Below are 20,431 nucleotides of genomic sequence, written 5' to 3' on the forward strand. Positions count from 1 at the left end.
CGGTTGCCCGTCAGACGTTGAGGAACCGGTCGCGCAGCTTCGCGAACAGGCCCTGCTGGAAGTGGCCGAGACTCGGCGCCGGGTACTTGTGCGCGGCGGCGAGCTGCTTCACCAGTTCCTTCTGCTTGTGGTCGAGCTTCGTGGGAGTGACCACCTGCACGCCGACCTTGAGGTCGCCGCGGCCGCTGCCGCGCAGGTGCGTGATGCCGCGGCCCTTGATGGTGAGCACGTCGGCGCTCTGGATGCCCGGCCTGATCTCGAGCTCGACGTCGCCGTCGAGGGCCTTGATGGTCGTGGTGGTGCCGAGCACCGCATCCCACATCTGCACCTCGAGGGTGCAGAGCAGGTCGTCGTCGTTGCGCGAGTACACCTCGTGGTGCTTCACCTTGATCTCGAGGTAGATGTCGCCCTGCGGGCCGCCCGCGGGCCCCACCTCGCCATGACCCGGCAGCTGCAGGCGGAGGCCTGTGTCGACGCCCGCGGGGATGTCGATGGGGATGGTTCGGCGCGCGCGCACGCGGCCCTGGCCCTGGCAGGTGTGGCACGGGTTCGGGATGATCGTGCCGTATCCGCGGCAGGTGCCGCACGGGGCGCTCGTGACCACGTTGCCGAGAAGCGACCGCACGGTGCGCTGGATCGACCCCGAGCCGTGGCAGATGTCGCAGGTGACCGGACTCGTGCCGGGTTGGCAGCAGGAGCCGTTGCAGGTCTCGCAGAGCACTGCCGTGTCGACTTCGAGGTCGCGGTGCGTGCCGAAGACCACTTCGCCGAGGTCGACCTCGACGCGGAGCAGGGCGTCCTGCCCACGCTCGGCCCGCGACTTCGGGCCGCGCGAGCCGCCGCCCTGCCCGCCGAAGAAGGTCTCGAAGATGTCGCCGAAGCCGCCGAAGCCCTGGGCGCCGCCCCCGCCGAAGCCGGGCTGGGGGCCGCGGTCGTAGTCGCGGCGCTGGCCGGGATCGCTCAGCACGTCGTAGGCGTGGGTGACCTGCTTGAACTTCTCCTGAGCATCCGGGCTCGGGTTCACGTCGGGGTGCAGTTCGCGCGCCAGCCGACGGTAGGCCTTCTTGATCTCCTCGGGCGTCGCTTCGCGCGACACCCCGAGCACGTCGTAGTGGTCAGCCACCAGGGGCTTCTCCTTCGGTATCGGTCGTGGGTCGGAAAGTCTTCGGGTCGGGAGGCGCGAACGGATGCGCGGGGCGCTCAGCCCTGCGCGCCCGCCTCCCCGAGGGTGCGGGAGAGGTAGCGGGCCACGGCGCGCACCGCGGAGATGTTGCTCGAGTAGTCCATGCGGGTGGGGCCGAGAACGCCGAGGCGTGCCACGGCCGTGCCGATGCCGGTGTAACCGCTCGCGAGCACCGAGGTCTCGCCGAGGCCGAACGATTCGTTCTCGCGGCCGATCGAGACCGAGATGCCGCGCTGATCGGCCTCCATCTCGCTGAACAGGCGAAGCAGCACCACCTGCTCCTCCACGGCCTCGAGCACCGGCAGGATGCTGCCGTGGAAGTCGTCTTCCGTGCGCACCAGGTTCGCGGCCCCCGCGATCAGCAGCTTCTCCTGCCGGTTCGCCGTCACCTGCTCCTGCAGCGTCGCCGCGACCACGGTCGCCGTGGGTGCCCGGTCGGGGGCGAAGCGGTCGACCGCGCCGGGCAGCGCTGCGGCCGCTTCGAGGAGACCGAGGCCCGAGAGCGTCTCGTTGAACCGCTGCCTCAGCTCGGCGATGAACGCGTCGTCGAGGTCGGCGGGCACCTCGACGATGCGCTGGTCGACGTGGCCGGTGTCGGTGATGACGACGGTCATGAGACGCCGGGTGGCGAGCGCCACCAGCTCGACGTGGCGCACTCGCGCCTGCGAGCGCGAGGGGTACTGCACCAGGGCGACCTGGTGGGTGAGCTGGGAGAGCAGACGCACCGTGCGGGCGAGCACGTCGTCGACGTCGACCGAGGAGCCGAGGAAGGTCTCGATGGCGTGCCGCTGCGCCTGCGTGAGCGGACGCACCTCGGAGAGGTGGTCGACGAAGAGGCGGTAGCCCTTGTCGGTCGGCACCCTGCCGCTCGAAGTGTGCGGAGCGGTGATCAGCTCCTCCTCCTCGAGGAGGGCCATGTCGTTGCGGATCGTGGCGGCCGACACCCCGAAGGAGTGGCGCTCGGCGATGCTCTTCGACCCCACCGGCTCGCGCGAGGCCACGTAGTCCTGCACGATGACGCGCAGAACCTCGAGACTGCGTTCGGAGACCATGGCGACACCGTCCTCTCGCTGGCACTCACACATTCAGAGTGCCAATCATATCTCGCATCCCTGACAGTGGGTTCGTGACACCCGAGGCCGAAATCGTTGCTGCGGGTGGGGGTCGGCGCTATCTTGTCTCTGTGTACGAGCCCGTACACGGACCGGTTCCTCCGACACCGTATCCCTGAACGGCTTCCCCGTCTGAAAGGCGCGAGACCATGACTGACCCCAACGCAACACCGCCGTACGACCCGGCCGCCGGCCAGCCCACTCCGCCCGCCGGGCAGACGCCTCCTCCCGGCTACCAGGCTCCGCCCCCCGGCTACCAGGCTCCGCCCCCGGGCTCGGGCTACCAGCAGCAGCCCGGCTACCAGGGCCCGCCCGCCGCGGCGCCGCTCAGCCCGGCCGAAGACAAGCAGTGGGCCTTCCTCGGGCAGCTCGGTGGCATCCTGGGCTGGATTCCGCCGCTCATCATCTGGCTGGTCTTCAAAGACCGCGGCCCCCTCACCAACCAGGAGGCCAAGGAGTCGCTGAACTTCCAGATCACGGTCGCCATCTTCGTCGTGGGCCTCTACATCCTCGGCACCATCACGGCGTTCATCTTCATCGGCTTCCTGTTCTACTTCCTGGCCTGGGCCGTGCAGATCGTCGGCCTCATCTTCGCGATCATCGCGGGTGTGAAGGTCAACGCCGGCGGCACCTACCGCTACTTCTTCAACTTCCGCTTCATCAAGTAGTCGCCTCGGGCGGTTCTGCCCGGGCATCCCTCGACGTCGCGGTCACCTCCGCCCTCACGGGCGAGGTGGCCGCGACGTCGTGCGTTGCGGGAGGGTACGCCGGTATGCGGGTGTGGCGGAGGCGCTGGTGCCGGTGCGGATGGGCGGGTGCGGATGGGCTGATGCGGATGCGCGGGCCGAAGACCGGCGGATGCGCTGAGGCGGATGCGCGCGACGACGCATCTGGCGGAGACGCTGGGGGTCTGCCTCAGGTGAGGCGGCGCACGACGGCGTCGGCGAGGAGGCGGCCCGAGAGGGTGAGCACGAGGGAGCCGCGGAGCGCTGCCGGCCCGTCGACGAGGCCGTCGGCGATGAGCCCGGCCACCTCCTGCCGGAACTCGGGGGCGAGCGAGCGCAGCCCGAGGCCGTCGCGCACGCGCGCCAGCAGCAGGATGCGCTCGAGCTCGCGCGTCTCAGCGTCGATGGTCTCGCGCCCTGCCGCCGGCGACTCCCCCGCGGCGATGCGCTGGGCGTAGGCGGCGGGGTGCTTCACGTTCCACCACCGGGTGTCGCCGACGTAGCTGTGCGATCCGGGGCCGATGCCCCACCAGTCGTGGCCGAGCCAGTAGCCGAGGTTGTGTCGCGAGCGCTGGTCGGGGGTGCGGGCCCAGTTGCTGACCTCGTACCACTGGAATCCGGCGTCGGCGAGCCGCGCATCCGCCAGCCCGTACATGTCGGCCTGCAGGTCGTCGGAGGGTTCGGCGACCTCGCCCGACCTGATCTGCCGGGCGAGCTTCGTGCCCTCCTCGACGATGAGCGCGTAGGCCGACACGTGCCCCGGCTCGTTCTCGAGCACGGCGTCGAGTGAGCGCGACCAGTCGTCGAGCGTCTCACCCGGGGTGCCATAGATGAGGTCGAGGCTCACCTCGAGACCCGCCTCCTTGGCCCACCGCACGACGAGCGGGATGCGCTCGGGGTCGTGCGTGCGCTCGAGTGTGGCGAGAACGCTGGGCACCGCCGACTGCATGCCGAAGCTCACGCGGGTGAAACCCGCCTCGGCGAGCTCGCCGAGGTAGCGGGCGTCGACCGAGTCGGGGTTGGCCTCGGTCGTGATCTCGGCATCCGGAGCGAAGCCCCAGGTGTCGCGGGCGGCGTGCAGCATCTGCACGAGCTGAGCCGACGGGAGCAGGGTCGGCGTGCCGCCGCCGAAGAAGACGGTGGAGAGCGCGCGGTCGGCGACCCCGGATGCGCGCAGCACTTCGGCACCGAAGCGCATCTCGGCCACGGCCTGGCCGGAGTAGTCGCTCTGCTTCACGCCGCGCAGTTCGGTGGCCGTGTAGGTGTTGAAGTCGCAGTAGCCGCAGCGCACCCGGCAGAACGGCACGTGCACGTAGAGCCCGAGGTCGCGCGTGGCGGACGAGGCCGCTCCCTCGGCGGGGAGCAGTCCGTCGGCGGGAGCGGGGTCTCCCACGGGGAGGATCGACGGCACGGGGAGGCTAGAGCCCTCTCGCCGGGGAGAGGGCGCCGAGGTAGCGCTTCAGGCTGCGGGTCTGCACAGCGCGCACGACGGGGGCGCCGAGCCGGTAGAACCAGGTGCTGCCGCGCGAGAAGGCGCGCACGACCACCCAGACGGAGTCGTCGGCGCGGTGCTCGACCACGAAGCTCTCCTCGCCGGAGACGGGGTGGCCGGGGAGCGTGCCGTAGGCGAAGCCGCGGCGGCCAGGCTCGTCGACCTGGTAGACCACACGCACGGGGGCCTTGAACGGCAGGCCCAGCAGGCGGATGGTGAGCATGGCCGTCGCACCCGGGGAGGCCAGCGGCGTGCCGTCGGGGGCGTACTCCTGCTCGTGAGTGGAACGCTTCGGGCCGAGCGGGGTGCCGAACTCGTCGTAGCGGAGCCCTGCGTAGTCGGCAGACGTGGGTGCCGGAAGCAGCACCTCGCCCACGTCGATGCCCGCGCCGCGCTGCAGGCCCCAGGCCATGAGCTTGGCCGACGCCGTCTCGAAGCGGGCGGCGCCCGAGCCGATGCGGGCCTGGCGCTCGACCGGGCGGTAGCCCTTCGGTGGGAAGTAGAGCAAGTCGGGCGCCTGGGTGGCCCCGACCGCGGCGTAGCTCAGCGGCTCGTCGCGGAGCCGCAGGGCGGCGGCGTCGACGGTGTCGGTGCCCGCACCGGCACCCGCGCTCGCGCCCGCTGCCCGTGCCCCCGACTCCGGGGAACGCCCGCGCTCGCGCTCGGCGACCGTGCTCGGCGCCACGCTACTTCTTGTCCTTCTTCTCGACGTCGCCGGAGAGGGCGGCGATGAACGCCTCCTGGGGAACCTCGACGCGGCCCACCATCTTCATGCGCTTCTTGCCCTCCTTCTGCTTCTCGAGCAGCTTGCGCTTTCGGGTGATGTCACCGCCGTAGCACTTGGCGAGAACGTCTTTGCGCATCGCTCGGATGGACTCGCGGGCGATGATGCGGGCGCCGATGGCGGCCTGGATGGGCACCTCGAACTGCTGGCGCGGGATGAGCTCGCGCAGACGGCCCGTCATGAGCACTCCGTAGGCGTAGGCCTTGTCGCGGTGCACGATCGCGCTGAACGCGTCGACCCGCTCGCCCTGGAGCAGGATGTCGACCTTCACCAGGTCGGCCACCTCCTCGCCCGCGGGCTCGTAGTCGAGGCTCGCGTAGCCGGCCGTCTTCGACTTCAGCTGGTCGAAGAAGTCGAACACGATCTCGCCGAGCGGGATGGTGTACTTGATCTCGACCCGGTCTTCGCCGAGGTACTCCATGCCCTGGAGGGTGCCGCGGCGGCTCTGGCAGAGCTCCATGATGGTGCCGACGTAGTCTTTCGGCGCCAGGATGGCGGCGTTCACCACCGGCTCCGAGACCGCCGAGATCTTGCCCTCGGGGAACTCGCTCGGGTTCGTGACGGTGATGGTCTTCTTGTCTTCGGTGGTGACCTCGTAGATCACGCTCGGCGCCGTGGCGATGAGGTCGAGGCCGAACTCGCGCTCGAGCCGCTCGGTGATGATCTCGAGGTGCAGGAGGCCGAGGAACCCGCAGCGGAAGCCGAAGCCGAGCGCCACCGAGGTCTCGGGCTCGTAGACCAGCGCGGCGTCGCTGAGCTTCAGCTTGTCGAGCGCCTCGCGAAGAGCGGGGTAGTCGCTGCCGTCGATGGGGTACAGCCCCGAGAACACCATGGGCAGCGGCTCGGTGTAACCGGGCAGCGCGACCGTGGCGGGCTTCTGGGCAGTGGTGACCGTGTCGCCCACCTTCGACTGGCGCACGTCTTTCACACCCGTGATGAGGTAGCCCACCTCACCGACACCGAGGCCCTTCGACGGCGTGGGTTCGGGGCTCGACACACCGATCTCGAGGATCTCGTGGGTCGCCTTCGTCGACATCATCTGGATGCGCTCGCGCGGATGCAGCTGCCCGTCGATCATGCGCACATAGGTGACGACACCGCGGTAGGCGTCGTAGACCGAGTCGAAGATCATGGCGCGAGCCGCAGCATCCGGATCGCCGACGGGCGGTGGGATGAGCTCGACCACGCGGTCGAGCAGGTCTTCGACGCCCATGCCCGTCTTGCCGCTGACCCGCAGCACGTCGTCGGGGTCGCCGCCGATGAGACCCGCGAGCTCCTTCGCGTACTTCTCGGGGTCGGCCGCGGGCAGGTCGATCTTGTTGAGCACCGGGATGATCGTGAGGTCGTTCTCGAGCGCGAGGTAGAGGTTCGCCAGAGTCTGGGCCTCGATGCCCTGCGCCGCGTCGACGAGCAGGATGGCGCCCTCGCACGCGGCGAGCGAGCGCGAGACCTCGTAGGTGAAGTCGACGTGGCCGGGGGTGTCGATCATGTTGAGCGCGTAGCTCGCACCGTCGAGCGCCCAGGGCATGCGCACGGCCTGGCTCTTGATGGTGATGCCGCGCTCGCGCTCGATGTCCATCCGGTCGAGGTACTGCGCGCGCATGTCGCGATCGCTGACCACGCCGGTGATGCCGAGCATGCGGTCGGCCAGCGTCGACTTGCCGTGATCGATGTGCGCGATGATGCAGAAGTTGCGGATGAACGCGGGGTCGGTGGAGGCCGGCTGGAGGGCCTTCAGGGCTTGGGGACTCACGCATTCCTCTGGGTCGGGGGTGACGTCCCATTCTGCCATGCCCCGGATGCGGTGGGCCGCGTGAGGGAAGCTGTGCAGAACGTCTCACTTCGTCACGGCTGTGGAATACGCATCCGCCGACCCGGTTAGATCGAGACATGGCTATCTTCCTCACCGGCGCATCCGGATTCATCGGTTCTGCAGTTCTCCGCGCCCTGCGCGCCCAGGGTCGCGAGGTCGTCGCCCTCGTGCGCGACGAGACGAAGGCGCAGGCGGTCGAGGCGACCGGCGCCCGCGCCGTGGTCGGAACGCTCACCGACCGGGAGCTCGTCGAGAAGCTGGCGCTCGAGAGCGACGGCGTCATCCACACCGCCTCCCCCGGCGACGAGACCAGCGCTGCCTTCGACGACGCGGTCGTCACTGCGGTGTTCGCGGGGCTCGAGGGCAGCGACAAGCCGTACGTGCACACCGGCGGCATCTGGGTCTACGGCTCGTCGGCCGAGATCACCGAGCGCTCGCCCTTCGACCCGCCGGCGCTCACCGCGTGGCGGGTGCCGATCGAGGAACGGGTGCTCAGGGCGTCGGGCGTGAAGACGACGATCATCGCGCCGGCCGTGGTGTTCGGGCACGGCGGGGGGCTGCCCAACGTCATCGCGCAGGCGCCTCGGGGAAGCGGTGTTGCCCCCGCGCTGCAGCTCATCGGCTCGGGCGAGCAGCACTGGACCACCGTCTTCGTCGACGACCTCGCCGAGCTCTACGTGCTCGCCTTCGATCTTGCCGACGGCGGTTCGTACTACATCGGCGCCAGCGGCCAGAACCCGACGGTGCGCGAACTCGGCGAGGCGGCTGCCGCCGCCGCCGGACTCGACGGTCGGGTCGAGCCGATCAGCACCGCACAGGTGCACGAGTGGCTCGGCGAGGGGCTCGGCGACGCGCTCCTGCTCGACCAGCAGGCCACCGGCTCCGCCGCGCGCATCGACCTCGGCTGGGAGCCCAACGGGCCCACCCTCGTGGAGGAGCTGCGCTCGGGGTCGTACGCGGGCTGAGCCGCACGGGTCGCTCACCCGCGGCTCCGAGCGCGCCGAACGACGGAGATCGGGCCGCTTTCGGCTGAACGACGGAGGCTCGGCGCGTGGGCGTGACGAGCATCCGTCGTTCGCCGACATGAACCCGGGGTTCAGCGGCGGGCGGGGAGGGCAGCGGCGACCTCGGCGGGGGTGCGGAAGCGGTGGTCGCGCTCGACGGCGTGAACGAGGGAGACGAGGGTCGCGTTGACGGGGGCCGGGAGGCCGAGGTCGGCGGCGGCAGCGACGACGGCGCCGTTGAGGTGGTCGATCTCGGTGAGCTGGCCGCGGCGGATGCTCTGCAGCGTCGATCCGGGATTGGGCGTCGCCCCCATCCGGCGCGCCATCGCTCGGGGCACGAGCTGGGCCAGGATGCGCGGCGCGCGCTGCACGAAGCGGAGCAGGCGGTCGTCGAGGCCCTGCACCGGCGCGAAGCGCACACCCTTCGCGCGGGCGATGCCGATGGTCTCCTTCATGCTCGCCAGGAGCACGGCGCGCAGGCGCCGGTCGGCGATGGTCTGCTGCACGGAGAGTCCGGTGATGGCGGGGAGGGCGTTGACGTGGTTGACGAGGAGCTTGGTCCACTGGGCGCCGGCGAAGTCGTCGGTGGTCTCGAGGGGCATGACCGGCGAGAGCGCCTCGACGGCGATGCGGAGGGCCGCGGCGTCGTCGGGGGGCGTCGTGTGTGCTGCCTCGGCAGGCGACGGGATGCGGGGGATGCGGCCGAGGTAGGTGGAGCCGCTGGCCGTGATGGAGACGCGGCCGGGGTCGAGGTAGGAGGCGGCGAAGAGGGCCAGGGCGCCGACGACCGGGGTGGATGGGAGCTGGGCCGACGCGGCCTCCGCACCACCGAGACCGTTCTGCACCACCACCAGCGGAACGCCGTCGAGAACCGGGGCGTTCGCGGCGAGCGCCGAGCGCGCATCCTGAGCCTTGACCGCGAGCAGCACGAGTTCGGGGCGCCACTCGCCGTTCGCCACGTCGGGCAGGTCGAGGAGCGTCTCGGCGGCGCGGGGCCGGGCGAGGTGCTCGCCCCAGGCGCCCGAGAGGCGCAGCCCGTCGCGCTGCATCGTGGCGAGGTGCTCGCCGCGCGCCGTCACGACCAGGTCATGGCCGGCGCGGTCGGCGACCGCGGCGATCGCCCCGCCCACGGCACCTGCCCCGATGACGGCGATCTTCATCGTGCCGCCGGCGGCGGTGGCGTCGCGGTCGAGGCGGACGGCGCGGATGTGGGTGCGTGGGGCGAAGCCTGAGGGGTGGGCGTCGCATGCAGGGATGCGTCCGGCGTCGCCGGCCCGATGGGCTCGGCGGGCTCGGCGGGCTCGGGCGACGCCTGCGCGGTAGGCGTCGCGGGCACGCCGCGCTCGGGCGAAACCGGAGCGGGGGCGAAGGCCGGGGCCGGGAGGCGGCGGATGCCCTCGAGCAGGTCGTCGAGGGAGGCGGCGACGCAGAGGCGGATCCACCCCTCCCCCATGCGCCCGAACGCGCTGCCCGGCGCGACGGCGACGCGCTGCTCGAGGAGGAACCGCTCGGCCCAGCCGGCCACGTCTCCGCCAGTCGCGTGCGACACGTCGACCCAGAGATAGAACGCGCCGGTGGGCTCGAGGTAGCGGATGCCGCGCTCACTCAGCAGCGCCGTCGCGGCGGCGAGGTTGTCGCGGTAGTGGGCCGCGGCATCCTCGACCGGTTGCTGCGAACCCTCGAGTGCCGCGAGCACCGCGCGCTGTGCCGGGGTGTTGATGCAGCTGATCATCGCCTCCTGCGCCGACCTCAGCAGGGGGGCGAAGCCCGAGGGGGTGAGCAGCCAGCCGACCCGGGCACCCGTGAGCGCGTAGGTCTTCGACGCCGAGAAGACAGTGATCACGCGGTCGTCGTCGCCCCGAGCATCCGCTCTCTCCGGCGCGCTCTCCGACCCTCCGGAGGGTTGGAGCGAGGCGATGCTGACGTGCGGATGCTCGTAGCTGAATCGTTCGTAGACCTCGTCGCTGATGATCCAGAGGTCGTACTCGTGGGCGAAGTCGAGGAGGGCCTGGAGGGTGCGCTCGTCGAAGACGGCTCCGAGGGGGTTCGACGGCGAGTTGACGACGAGGAGGCGGGTGCGCGGTGTGATCAGGCGGGCCAGCTCGGCGAGGTCGGGCGCGAAGTCGTTCTCGGGGCGCAGGGGGTAGGGCACCGGGACGGCGTTCAACAGGTGCGCGTTCATGGTGAACGTGGTGTAACCCGGATCGGGCACGAGCACCTCGTCGCCCGGGTCGAGCACGAGCGACATGGCGAGGAAGAGGGCCTGCGTCGCGCCGTTCGTCACCCACACGCGTTCGACGTCGGTGTGGATGCCGTTGCGGCGGGCGACCTCGCGCACGATCGCTTCGCGGAGCGGCGTGATGCCGCCGTTGGGGGTGTAGGCGGTGTCGTCGTCCGTCCAGGCCAGGGCGCCCTCGGCCAGGATCGGTGGGGCCACCGGCACGTCGGGTTCGCCGATGACGAGGAGGATCACGTCGTCGAGCACGTGGGCGAGCTCGAAGATGCGGCGGATGCCGGACGGCGGCACCGAGTCGGTGTGCGGGGCGAGACGTGGCATAGGATTCCACGGTACCTCCTGCACACGACGGCGAGCCTGTCGCAGATTGATGGGAGGCGCGAGAACTGGTAATGTTGCCTGTTGGCTTACGCATCCACACGTATGTGACGGGTGCGAACAGCGAGTGGCCCATGGCGCGGCTCGGCCGCAGCGGGTCATCGCACCGCACTCATCCGAACAGATACAGAGGTTATTTCCGTGGCAAACATCAAGTCGCAGATCAAGCGCATCGGCACCAACAAGAAGGCCCAGGAGCGCAACAAGGCCGTCAAGAGCGAGCTCAAGACCGCCATCCGCGCCACCCGTGAGGCCGTCGTCGCCGGCGACAAGGAGAAGGCGGCCACCGCGCTGACCTTCGCGAGCAAGAAGCTCGACAAGGCTGCGTCGAAGGGCGTCATCCACAAGAACCAGGCGGCGAACCGCAAGTCGGCCATCGCCAAGCAGGTCGCCGCTCTCTGAGCCGACCTCCCCGGGCTGCGCGCCCGACCCGCACGAAGGGCCCCACTCCGGTGGGGCCCTTCGGCGTTCCGGGGCCTGCCGCGCCGAGCCGCGTCACGTTCTTACGGATAAAGTCCGTGATGAACGAGTTCTTCACGGACTTTATCCGTGAGAAAGCGATGGGTGGCGCGTTGGATGGGCAACGTGAGCGCTGAGCGGGTGGGGTCGGCAGCGGATGCGCGGCGCGGGTGGGGTAGGCGGCAGGAGCGCTGAACTGTGGGAGTGAGCGGCGCGTCGCCACATTCTCGAGGACACCCCGCACCGCGACACGTTCTTGCGGACAAAGTCCGTGATAAACGAGTTCTTCACGGACTTTGTCCGCGACAAAGCGATGGGTGGCGGGTGGGATGGGTAGCGGATGCGCGGCGTGGGCGCTGTGGGGTGGGGCGGGGGCGGCCGGAGCCCTGAACTGGCGGAGTGAGCGGCGCGTTGCCACATCCTCGAGGACGGACCGGGCCGGGCCACGTTCTTGCGGACAAAGTCCGTGATAAACGAGTTTCTCACGGACTTTGTCCGCGAGAAAGTGGTGGGTGGCGGGTGGGCGAGCGCGGCGGGGCGGCGGCGGGGGTCAGAGGGTGCCGCGGGCGGAGATGATGCTGATCATGCGTTCTAGGGCGAAGACGGGGTCGCGGCCGGCGCCCTTGATGCTCTCGTCGGTTTCGGCGAGGACTTGGATGCAGCGGCCGAGGCCCTGGCCGTCCCAGCCGGCGAGATCGCGGCGGGCGCGATCGATCTGCCAGGGGGCCATGCCGAGCTGACCGGCGAGTTGAGCCGAGCCGCCCCGCGCGCCCAGCACCTTCGCCATGGTGCGCAGCTTCATCGCGAAGGCCGCGACCATCGGAACCGGGTCTGCGCCCGATGCGAGCGCGTGCCGGAGGAGCGCGAGCGACTCGCCGTAGTGGCCGGCGAGGGCCGAATCGGCGACCGCGAAGGCGTTGGTCTCGACCCGGCCGGCGTAGTAGCGCTCGACGGTGACCTCGGTGACCTCCTCCGTGGTGTCGGAGATGAGCTGGTTGCACGCGGCCGAGAGCTCGGCGAGGTCGTCTGTGAAGGCCGATACGAGCGCGCGCAGCGCGCCGGGCGTGACCCGCTTGCCCGCCGTTCTGAACTCCGCCGAGGCGAACTCGTATTTGTCGGTGTCGCGTTTGAGTTCGGCGCAGACGACCTCGACCGCGACCCCGGCTGCGGCGCGCACCCCCTCGAGGAGCTTCTTGCCACGAACTCCCCCGCCGTGCCGCAGTACCAGGTAGGTGTCGTCTGCCGGGTAGGCGAGATAGGCGAGGGTCTCCTCGATGAACGCGTCGGTACACTTCTCGACCGCCGAGACGCGGATGAGACGCGGCTCGTCGAAGAGCGAGGGACTCGCCAGGGTCATGAGCTCGCCCGGAGCGTAGGAGGCCGCGTCGATGTCGGTGACCTCGAGGCTCGGGTCTTCTGCCTTCAGGAGGTCGCGGAGGCGACGGATGGCGCGATCGGCGAGGAACCCCTCGGTGCCAGACACCAGCACGACGGAGGCGGGCCGCACCTCGTTCCACGCGATCTGCGGGATGGCGACCTTCGCCGCCGACTTGGCCGGAGCCTTCGCCCCACGTGCGACCGCCATGACACCCTCTTCCGCTTCCGCACCAGCCTAACGGCCACCCACGACACCCCAGGCCGCGAGCCCCGAGTCGCCGGCCCCGGGCGCCACCACCCCACCTACGACCCCGCCCGCACCGTCGGCCAGCACCGGCCCCACCCACCCACGACACCACCCACACCATCAGGCAACACCGACCCCACCCACGACACCGCCCGCACCGTCGGCCAGCACCGACACCACCCACACGGTGCCGCACCGAGGGCGCCTTCGGCTAGGGCGGGCGGTGCTCGCTCCAGACGCTGAGGGCTGGAGGGTCGGCAGCGGAGGCATCGGGGGCTGCTGGCGGGACGCTGACGGTGATGAGGCCCAGGGTGTCGGTGCGGAAGGCCTGGGTGCCCGTGCGGGCGAGGAGGGAGAGAAGTCGGTCGGTGGGGTGGCCGTAGCCGTTGTCGGTGCCCACCGAGATGAGGCCGAGCCGCGCGGAGACTCGCGTATAGAGGCGGTCGCTCTGGTCGGCGGAGCCGTGGTGGGAGACCTTCACGACGTCGACACGGCCGAGACTGCCGGTGGCGACGAGGGCGTTCTGCGCCGATTCGCCGAGATCGCCCAGGAAGAGCGCGGTGAGGGGCCCGGTGAACAGCACGGTGACACTGGCGTCGTTGCCCCGGAGACGGGTGTGGGGCTGGGGCCAGAGGACGCTCCAGCCGAGCGCTCCCAGCTCGCCGTGCAGGCCGCCGACCCCGTCGACGAGGTGGGCTCCACCCTCGTCGAGCCGATCGAGCAGGCGGTCGTCGGCGGCGCCGTCGGGCGGCCCGACGACCGCGGTGGAGACCCGGCCGATCACGGCGTCGACACCACCGACGTGGTCGCGGTCGTAGTGGGTGAGAACGAGCAAGTCGATCCGCTCGATGCCGAGGTCGGCGAGACACTCCTCGAGCGGTTCGGGTTCGGGCCCCACGTCGACGAGCGCGACACTGCCCGCGCTGCGGAGCACCACCGCGTCGCCTTGCCCGATGTCGCAGGCGGCGATCATCCACCCCGGCGGTATCGCGCCGTCGCGCGCGATGACACCGCCGGTCGCGAGCCCGACCGACACCACGACGACGGCTGCACAGCCGCCCGCCACCGCGCGCGTCGCGCTCCGGTGCCTCCGCGCCGCGGCGATGCAGAACACGACGGCGCCGAGCACCGCGAGGGCGACTGATGCGGCGAGCAGGCTGTCGGCGAACGGCACGACGGCGAACGGGAGACCGGCGAAGAAGCGGGCCACCGCCCCGATCCAGGCGGACGGCACCCAGGGCAACCACGCGGCCGCGGAGGCGAGGCCCGGGGCGAGGACCCCGAGCAGGCAGACACCGAGGCCCAGCACGCTGACCGCAGCGGCGGCGGGCTCCGCGAGCAGGTTCGCCGGCACCGTGTAGGGCGTCAGCTGCGGCGAGAGCAGGAAGAGCACCGGCTGGCACGCCAGCTGTGCGGCGACCGGGACAGCGACCGCGAGGGCCAGCCACCGGGGCATCAGGCGGCCGGCGAGCGCTGCGAGCGGCCGGGTGAGCAGGAGGAGCCCGGCAGTGGCCAGCACCGAGAGGGCAAAGCCCGCGCTCCGCGAGAGCCACGGGTCGACCGTGAGGAGCACGACGACCGACAGGAACAGTGGCGGCAGCCCCGCCGCCGGGCGCCCCAGAAGCGTCACCACGAGAACGATCGTCGCCATCGTCGCCGCTCGCAGCACGCTCGGCTCGGGAGTGACCAGCACGACGAAGAGCACCAGGGTCGCCAGTCCGCACACCAGACGAACCCGACGGCTCGCCCCGAGGGCACCGCCGACCAGCACCACGGTACCCACGACGACGGCGCAGTTCGCGCCGGAGACGGCGGTGAGGTGGGTGAGCCCCGTGTTCGTCATCGCCTCGGTCAACTCATCGGAGACCTGCCGGTCGTCGCCGATGGCGAGACCGGTGAGCAGCTCGCGGCCGTCGCCGGGCAGCGACTCGACCGACGCACGGAACGACCGGCGCACCTGATCGGCCCAGTCGAGCCACCACCCCGGCGCGGCGACGACCTCCGCCTCACCTCTGCCGAAGAGCAGGAACTCACGGGAGCCACCGGACTCCACCGCGGTGAGGGTGCCCCGTGCCGCCAGGACGGCGCCGATGCGGAGCGACTCCGGGTCGTCGACCTCGGTGAAGACGAGCACAGGCGAGCGGGCGACCGTCTCGACGTTCCCGGTGGTGAACGTCGCGAGCTCCGCGGGCACCTGCACGCGGGATCGCGCCGAACCGAAGGGCGCCGGGGCGGCCTCCGACAGCCCGGTGACGCGCAGCACCGCCGACCCCATCATCGAGTCTCCCGCGACCGGCAGCTCGGCGGGATGTCGTCTCGGGTTCTGCGCGGCCACGGAGGTGCACACGAGCGCCGCGGCGGCCAGGGTGACCGCGACGATCGCCACAGCCACTCCGGCCGGGCGCCCCTCGGGCACGTCGAGTCCTTCCGGCCTCGGCTCGTCGCGCCGGCGCAGGAGAAGCATGACGACCAAGACGAGCGCGGCGCCCATCCAGAGACCGGCTGCCGCCCACGGCACCGAGTCGGGCAGCCCGACGATCACGAGAGCGGTCACCCACGCCGCCGCGGCCGGCAGCGCGAGCCGCAGGTCTCCGCGCATCACACACGCACCAGGTCGCGAAGACCCTCGAGAGTCTTCTCACCGATGCCGGTGACCTGCAGCAGGTCGTCGATCGAGGAGAACGGGCCGTTCTCGTCGCGCCACGCGACGATGCGTGCAGCCATCGCGGGCCCGATGCGGGGCAGCGTGTCGAGATCGGCCGCGGTGGCCCGATTCAGGTCGATGACCCCGCCCGCGCCCGCGCCCGCGGATGCGCCCACACCTCCGGATGCGCCAGACCCCCCGGATGCGCCCCCCACGCTCCCGGGGGCGACCTCGGGCGGCGCCTCCCCCACCGCGAGCACCCGCAGCTGCTCGCCATCGACGAGCGGCCGCGCCAGGTTCACCGACGAGCGCTCCGCCTGATCGGTGAACCCACCCGCCAGCACGACGACGTCGACGACTCTGGCCCCGCTCGCGAGCTCGTAGACCCCGGGCGCCGCGACGGCACCGAGCAGGTGGACCATGATCGGTGCAGGTGTCGGGTTGCCTCCGTCGGGCGTTTCAGCGGACACCGCAGACACACCGAGCCCAGCAGGTGGCTCGGTCGGCCCAGCGCCCGAGTCAGCGCCGGCACTCCCCGCCACCACCGTCGTCGCCCCCATCGGCGCCAGCGCCGTGATGAGCACCGAGACGACCAGCGCCGCCACCACCAGCACGACCGCCGCCCCGACCCCCACGCGCACCCGCACGGAGGGCCCGGTCGGCGCGGCGTTCGGAGGTGGCTCGGGCAGGGACATGCGGCGAGGCTACGAGCCTCCGCCCGCCCACCGCCTCACCGCCCACGAGTCTGTGGAGACTCCGCTTCCTGATACGGCCTGGGGAGAACCGACCGACCCGCTACCCGGCCGACACCCGACCGACCCGCTACCCGGCCGACACCCGACCGACCCGCTACCCGACCGACCCGCTACGAAGCGGGCCTCGTCACGAAGTTGATCAGTCGCGGCGCCCGCGCCACCACCGTCACGACCTCCCGGTCGCCGATCGACCGCTTCACCGACGCCAGCTCGCGCGCCTCCGCCTCGAGGGCGGCCCCGTCGATCTTCGGCGACACCTCGAGCCGGTCGCGCACCTTGCCGTCGACCTGCACCACGGCAGTAACGGTGTCCTCGGTGAGCAGCGACGGGTCGGCCCCGCGCCAGCCGTAGTTCGCGATCGACGGCTCGTAGCCGAGCCGCTCCCACATGTCCTCCGCGGTGTACGGCGCGAACAGCGACAGCCCGAGCGCGATCGTCTCGACCGCCTCACGAACAGCCGGGTCGGAGCCGCCGGGGCCCGAGTCGATGGCCTTGCGGGCGGCGTTCACGAGCTCCATCAGGCGCGCCACGACCACGTTGAACTTGAAGGCCTCGATGAGCCCGGGCGCCTCGGCGAGGAAACGATGGGTGACCCGTCGCAGCGCACGGTCGCCCTCACGCCAGTTGACCGAGGGCGGAGAGGTGACGTCGGCGGTGAGCCTCCAGGCGCGCGCCAGGAACTTGGCCGAACCGGCCGGCGACACGTCGGCCCAGTCGATGTCGTCTTCCGGCGGCCCGGCGAACGCCATGGTGAGACGCACCGCGTCGACACCGTGCTCCTCGAGCTGGTCGGAAAGCCGAACCAGGTTGCCCTTCGACTTCGACATCGCCGATCCGTCCATGAGCACCATGCCCTGGTTGAGCAGCGCGCTGAAGGGTTCGGTGAATCCGACGTAGCCGAGGTCGAACAGCACCTTCGTGATGAAGCGGGCGTAGAGCAGGTGCAGGATGGCGTGCGTCACACCGCCCACGTACTGGTCGACGGGCGCCCACTTGTCGACCTCTTTCGGGTCGAACGCCTGCGTGTCGTCGTTCGGCGACAGGAAGCGCAGGAAGTACCACGAGCTGTCGACGAAGGTGTCCATCGTGTCGGGGTCGCGGAGCGCCGGCGTGCCGTCGACGGGGTTCGGCACGTTCACCCAGTCGGCGGCCCCGCCGAGCGGCGAGGTGCCCTTGGGCGTGAGGTTCAGCCCTTCGGTGGGCGGCAGCAGCACGGGCAGCTGGTCTTCGGGCACCGGATGCTCGGAGCCGTCGGCACCGTGGATGATCGGGATGGGCGTACCCCAGTAGCGCTGCCTCGAGATGAGCCAGTCACGCAGGCGGTAGTTCTTGGCCGGCCGCCCGGTGCCCGCCGCCTCGAGGATCTCGATGATCTTGCGGATGGCGTTCGACTTCGACAGCCCGTCGAGCGGGCCGGAGTTGATGAGCCGCCCCTCGCCCGCCAGGGCGATTCCCGTGGTGGCGGGGTCGAGGTCTTCGAGCTCGGGCAGGTCGTCGGGGTCGAGCACCGGGATGACACCGGTGACCGGCGCCAGCGTGTCGACGACCACCCGAACCGGAAGCCCGAAGGCGCGAGCGAAGTCGAGGTCGCGCTGGTCGTGCGCGGGCACCGCCATGACGGCGCCGTGCCCGTAGTCGGCGAGCACGTAGTCGGCTGCCCAGATGGGCAGACGCTCCCCGTTCACCGGGTTGATGGCGTAGCGGTCGAGGAAGATGCCCGTCTTCGGCCGGTCGGTCGCCTGCCGCTCGGTCTCCGACGACTTCTGCACCTCGGCGAGGTACTTCGCGAAGCGTTCGCGCACAGCATCCGCGTCGTCTCCGGTGCCCGTGGCGACGAGTTCCTGGGCCAGGTCGGAATCGGGGGCGACCACCATGAAGGTCGCGCCGTAGAGCGTGTCGGGCCGGGTGGTGAAGACCGTGACCTTCTCGTCACGGCCCTCGATGACGAAGTCGACGTCGGCGCCGACGGAGCGGCCGATCCAGTTGCGCTGCATCGCGATGACCTTGGCAGGCCAGGTGCCCTCGAGCTGCTTGAGGTCATCGAGCAGGCGGTCGGCGTAGTCGGTGATGCGGAAGTACCACTGGGTGAGCTTCTTCTTCACCACGACGGCGCCCGAGCGCTCGGAGGTGCCGTCGGGCAGCACCTGCTCGTTGGCGAGCACGGTCTGGTCGACCGGGTCCCAGTTGACCCAGCTGGCCTTGCGGTAGGCGAGGCCCTTCTCGTACATCTTGAGGAACAGCCACTGGTTCCACTTGTAGTACTCGGGGTCTGAGGTGTGCAGCACGCGGTCCCAGTCGAACGAGCCGGCGTACTTCTTGAAGCTCGAGTGCTGCTGCGCGATGTTGTCGTAGGTCCACTCGCGGGGGTCGAGGCCGCGTTTGATGGCGGCGTTCTCGGCGGGCAGGCCGAACGAGTCCCAGCCGATGGGGTGCAGCACGTTGAAGCCCTGCTGTCGCCAGTAGCGCGCCACGACGTCGCCCAGCGCGTAGGCCTCGGCGTGGCCCATGTGCAGGTCGCCCGACGGGTAGGGGAACATGTCGAGCACGTACTTGCGCGGGCGCTTGTCGCCGTCGAGGTCGGTGCTGAACGGCTTCAGCTCCTCCCAGCGGGGAAGCCACTTCTCCTGAAGGGCACGGATGTCGTAGCGCTCGGCCTCGTCGTGTGCCTGGCCGGGCTCGTCGAAGGTGTTCTCGGTGACCACGTGACTCTCATTCATGCTCGCGCAGGCGAACCACATCGACGGCAGATCTGCCGGAAGCAGTGGGTCGCAAGGATCGGCGCGCACGACGCGCCAGCAAACCACACTACTACCCCGGCAGAACGGCCCCGAGAACCCGGAGCAGGGCTGCGGCCTTCAGCCGGGTCTCCTCCACCTCCTCTGCGGCCACCGAGAGGGTCGTGATGCCGCCCCCGGTGCCGACGGATGCGCCGCCCGCCGTCACGACGACGCTCCTGATCACCATCGCCAGCTCGGCAGCTCCGTCGAAGGAGAGGAAGCCGAAAGCGCCAGAATAGACGCCCCGCTCACCGCCCTCGAACCGCTCCAGGTGCCTCATCGCGCTGCGCTTCGGGGCACCGGTCATCGAGCCGGCGGGGAAGGTCGCCCCGAGCGCGTCGACGACGTCGAGACCCGCCCGCAGCCGACCCTCGACGGTGCTCACCAGCTGATGCACCTGCGGATGCGTCTCCACCGCCAGCAGCTCGCTCACCCGCACGGTGCCGAGCTCGCACACCCTGGCCAGGTCGTTGCGCATGAGGTCGACGATCATGAGGTTCTCGGCGCGCTCCTTCTCGCTCGCCAGGAGTTCGGCTGCCAGGCGCGCGTCGTCGGCAGTATCCGTTCCCCGGCGGCGCGTGCCCTTCACCGGGCGCGTCACCACCCTGCCGTCGGCCGAGACGCGCAGGAAGAGCTCGGGCGAGGCGCTGAGGAGCGCTGTGTCGTCGATGCGCAGGTACCCGCCGTGGGCGGTGGGGCTGAGCTCGCGCAGCCGCAGGTAGGTGTCCCAGGGGTCGAACCTCCCTGGCACGTCGAGCGTGTTGGTGAGGCAGAGCTGGTAGGCCTCACCCGCAGCGATCACGCGGCGGCACTCCTCCACGAGGTGGGCGTATCGGGAGAAGTCGTGCCGCGGATGCGCGACCGTGTCGGCACGCGCGACCGACGGTGCGGGGGCGACGGATGCGCGGGCCACCTCGACGAGAGCCCGTTCGGTGCTGTCGAACCAGTCGAGCGCATCCGGCGCCGGGAGGGCGAGCAGGGTCACCTCTCCCGTGGCGTGGTCGATGGCGACGGCCCGCTCGACGAGGAGGAACCGTGACGGGATGCGGCCGGCGGGATGGGCGCGGGGGCCGCGCGTGAGTTCCTCGTCGAGGGTGCCCAGCTCGTACTCGAGCCAGCCCACCCAGCCGAGCCCGAAGGGCGGAGCGGAGTCGGAGGCGGGCGGCATGTCGGGCGCGGGCTCCCCCGACCGGCGCGGGTCGCCGTCTCCGGCGCCCTGGGGTGCCGGCCACAGGTGGCGCAGCTCGCTCCACGATCGCGCCTCGACGACGGTCTCGGCGGCACCGAGGTAGCTCATGCCGGCGGTGGCTCCTCGGCCGCCGTCGAGCCAGAACGCGCGCGGGTCGTCGGCGTGGAGCGCGGCGAACGCGGCGGCCGGGTCGATGCCCACGGCCAGGGTTCGTCGCAGGGGCGTCGGCGGCACTGTAATAGCGTAGTTCGTGACC

Annotated in this window: 15 protein-coding genes; 3 read left to right on the forward strand and 12 right to left on the reverse strand. The window is 70.9% G+C overall.

The features are described from left to right. Positions 1-10: 10 nt before the first annotated feature. Positions 11-1,123 (reverse strand): molecular chaperone DnaJ, encoded by a 1,113-nt coding sequence (gene dnaJ / locus ABFY20_RS13085; protein WP_368496676.1) that lies wholly within the window; start codon positions 1,121-1,123, stop codon positions 11-13. Between the two features lie 77 nt (positions 1,124-1,200). Further along, the gene (gene hrcA / locus ABFY20_RS13090) at positions 1,201-2,235 is read right to left on the reverse strand and encodes a heat-inducible transcriptional repressor HrcA (protein ID WP_368496677.1); all 1,035 of its coding nucleotides are present in this window, start codon (positions 2,233-2,235) and stop codon (positions 1,201-1,203) included. 209 nt (positions 2,236-2,444) lie between these two features. On the opposite strand from hrcA, the gene ABFY20_RS13095 reads away from it, so the two are divergent. Beyond that, entirely contained in the window at positions 2,445-2,963 is a 519-nt protein-coding gene (locus ABFY20_RS13095) for a DUF4870 domain-containing protein (protein ID WP_368496678.1), read from the forward strand. 247 nt (positions 2,964-3,210) lie between these two features. Here ABFY20_RS13095 and hemW read toward each other — a convergent pair whose 3' ends face one another. The 3 genes from hemW to lepA are packed head-to-tail and all read right to left on the reverse strand — an operon-like array spanning position 3,211 to position 7,049. After that, positions 3,211-4,431, reverse strand: coding sequence for a radical SAM family heme chaperone HemW (gene hemW, locus ABFY20_RS13100; protein ID WP_368496679.1), 1,221 nt, complete (start codon positions 4,429-4,431; stop codon positions 3,211-3,213). A gap of 7 nt (positions 4,432-4,438) precedes the next feature. Further along, a complete protein-coding gene (locus ABFY20_RS13105) occupies positions 4,439-5,197 on the reverse strand; it encodes a DUF1990 family protein (protein WP_368496680.1) in 759 nt (252 codons plus the stop codon). Between the two features lies 1 nt (position 5,198). Continuing rightward, on the reverse strand, positions 5,199-7,049 hold the full coding sequence (lepA, locus tag ABFY20_RS13110; RefSeq protein ID WP_368496681.1) for a translation elongation factor 4: 1,851 nt from the start codon (positions 7,047-7,049) through the stop codon (positions 5,199-5,201). 137 nt (positions 7,050-7,186) lie between these two features. Between lepA and ABFY20_RS13115 the strand changes: the two genes are divergently transcribed. Beyond that, positions 7,187-8,074, forward strand: coding sequence for an NAD-dependent epimerase/dehydratase family protein (locus ABFY20_RS13115; RefSeq protein ID WP_368496682.1), 888 nt, complete (start codon positions 7,187-7,189; stop codon positions 8,072-8,074). 131 nt (positions 8,075-8,205) lie between these two features. On the opposite strand, the gene ABFY20_RS13120 is transcribed toward ABFY20_RS13115, so the two are convergent. Next, positions 8,206-9,273 carry a ketopantoate reductase family protein gene (locus ABFY20_RS13120; protein WP_368496683.1) on the reverse strand — a complete coding sequence of 356 codons (1,068 nt, stop codon included), beginning with the start codon at positions 9,271-9,273 and terminating at the stop codon, positions 8,206-8,208. Beyond that, positions 9,270-10,670 (reverse strand): aminotransferase class I/II-fold pyridoxal phosphate-dependent enzyme, encoded by a 1,401-nt coding sequence (locus tag ABFY20_RS13125; RefSeq protein ID WP_368496684.1) that lies wholly within the window; start codon positions 10,668-10,670, stop codon positions 9,270-9,272. The genes ABFY20_RS13120 and ABFY20_RS13125 overlap by 4 nt, the downstream gene beginning before the upstream one ends. A 198-nt stretch (positions 10,671-10,868) precedes the next feature. Here ABFY20_RS13125 and rpsT point away from each other — a divergent pair, with 198 nt between their 5' ends. Continuing rightward, positions 10,869-11,129: a 30S ribosomal protein S20 gene (rpsT, locus tag ABFY20_RS13130; RefSeq protein ID WP_368496685.1), complete on the forward strand. Its 261-nt coding sequence runs from the start codon at positions 10,869-10,871 to the stop codon at positions 11,127-11,129. Between the two features lie 607 nt (positions 11,130-11,736). On the opposite strand, the gene holA is transcribed toward rpsT, so the two are convergent. From holA to ABFY20_RS13155, 5 genes are all read right to left on the reverse strand, one after another. Continuing rightward, entirely contained in the window at positions 11,737-12,771 is a 1,035-nt protein-coding gene (gene holA, locus ABFY20_RS13135; RefSeq protein ID WP_368496686.1) for a DNA polymerase III subunit delta, read from the reverse strand. A 250-nt stretch (positions 12,772-13,021) separates the two neighbouring features. Continuing rightward, positions 13,022-15,409: a ComEC/Rec2 family competence protein gene (locus ABFY20_RS13140; RefSeq protein WP_368496687.1), complete on the reverse strand. Its 2,388-nt coding sequence runs from the start codon at positions 15,407-15,409 to the stop codon at positions 13,022-13,024. Beyond that, the gene (locus ABFY20_RS13145) at positions 15,409-16,149 is read right to left on the reverse strand and encodes a helix-hairpin-helix domain-containing protein (RefSeq protein WP_368496688.1); all 741 of its coding nucleotides are present in this window, start codon (positions 16,147-16,149) and stop codon (positions 15,409-15,411) included. The genes ABFY20_RS13140 and ABFY20_RS13145 overlap by 1 nt, the downstream gene beginning before the upstream one ends. 170 nt (positions 16,150-16,319) lie before the next feature. Beyond that, positions 16,320-18,926, reverse strand: a complete 2,607-nt coding sequence (gene leuS, locus ABFY20_RS13150) for a leucine--tRNA ligase (RefSeq protein ID WP_368496689.1) — start codon at positions 18,924-18,926, stop codon at positions 16,320-16,322. 91 nt (positions 18,927-19,017) lie between these two features. Beyond that, entirely contained in the window at positions 19,018-20,409 is a 1,392-nt protein-coding gene (locus ABFY20_RS13155; protein WP_368496690.1) for an anthranilate synthase component I family protein, read from the reverse strand. Positions 20,410-20,431 lie beyond the last annotated feature (22 nt).

Origin of the sequence: Herbiconiux sp. A18JL235 (genome assembly GCF_040939305.1) — a bacterium.
GTDB lineage: Bacteria > Actinomycetota > Actinomycetes > Actinomycetales > Microbacteriaceae > Herbiconiux.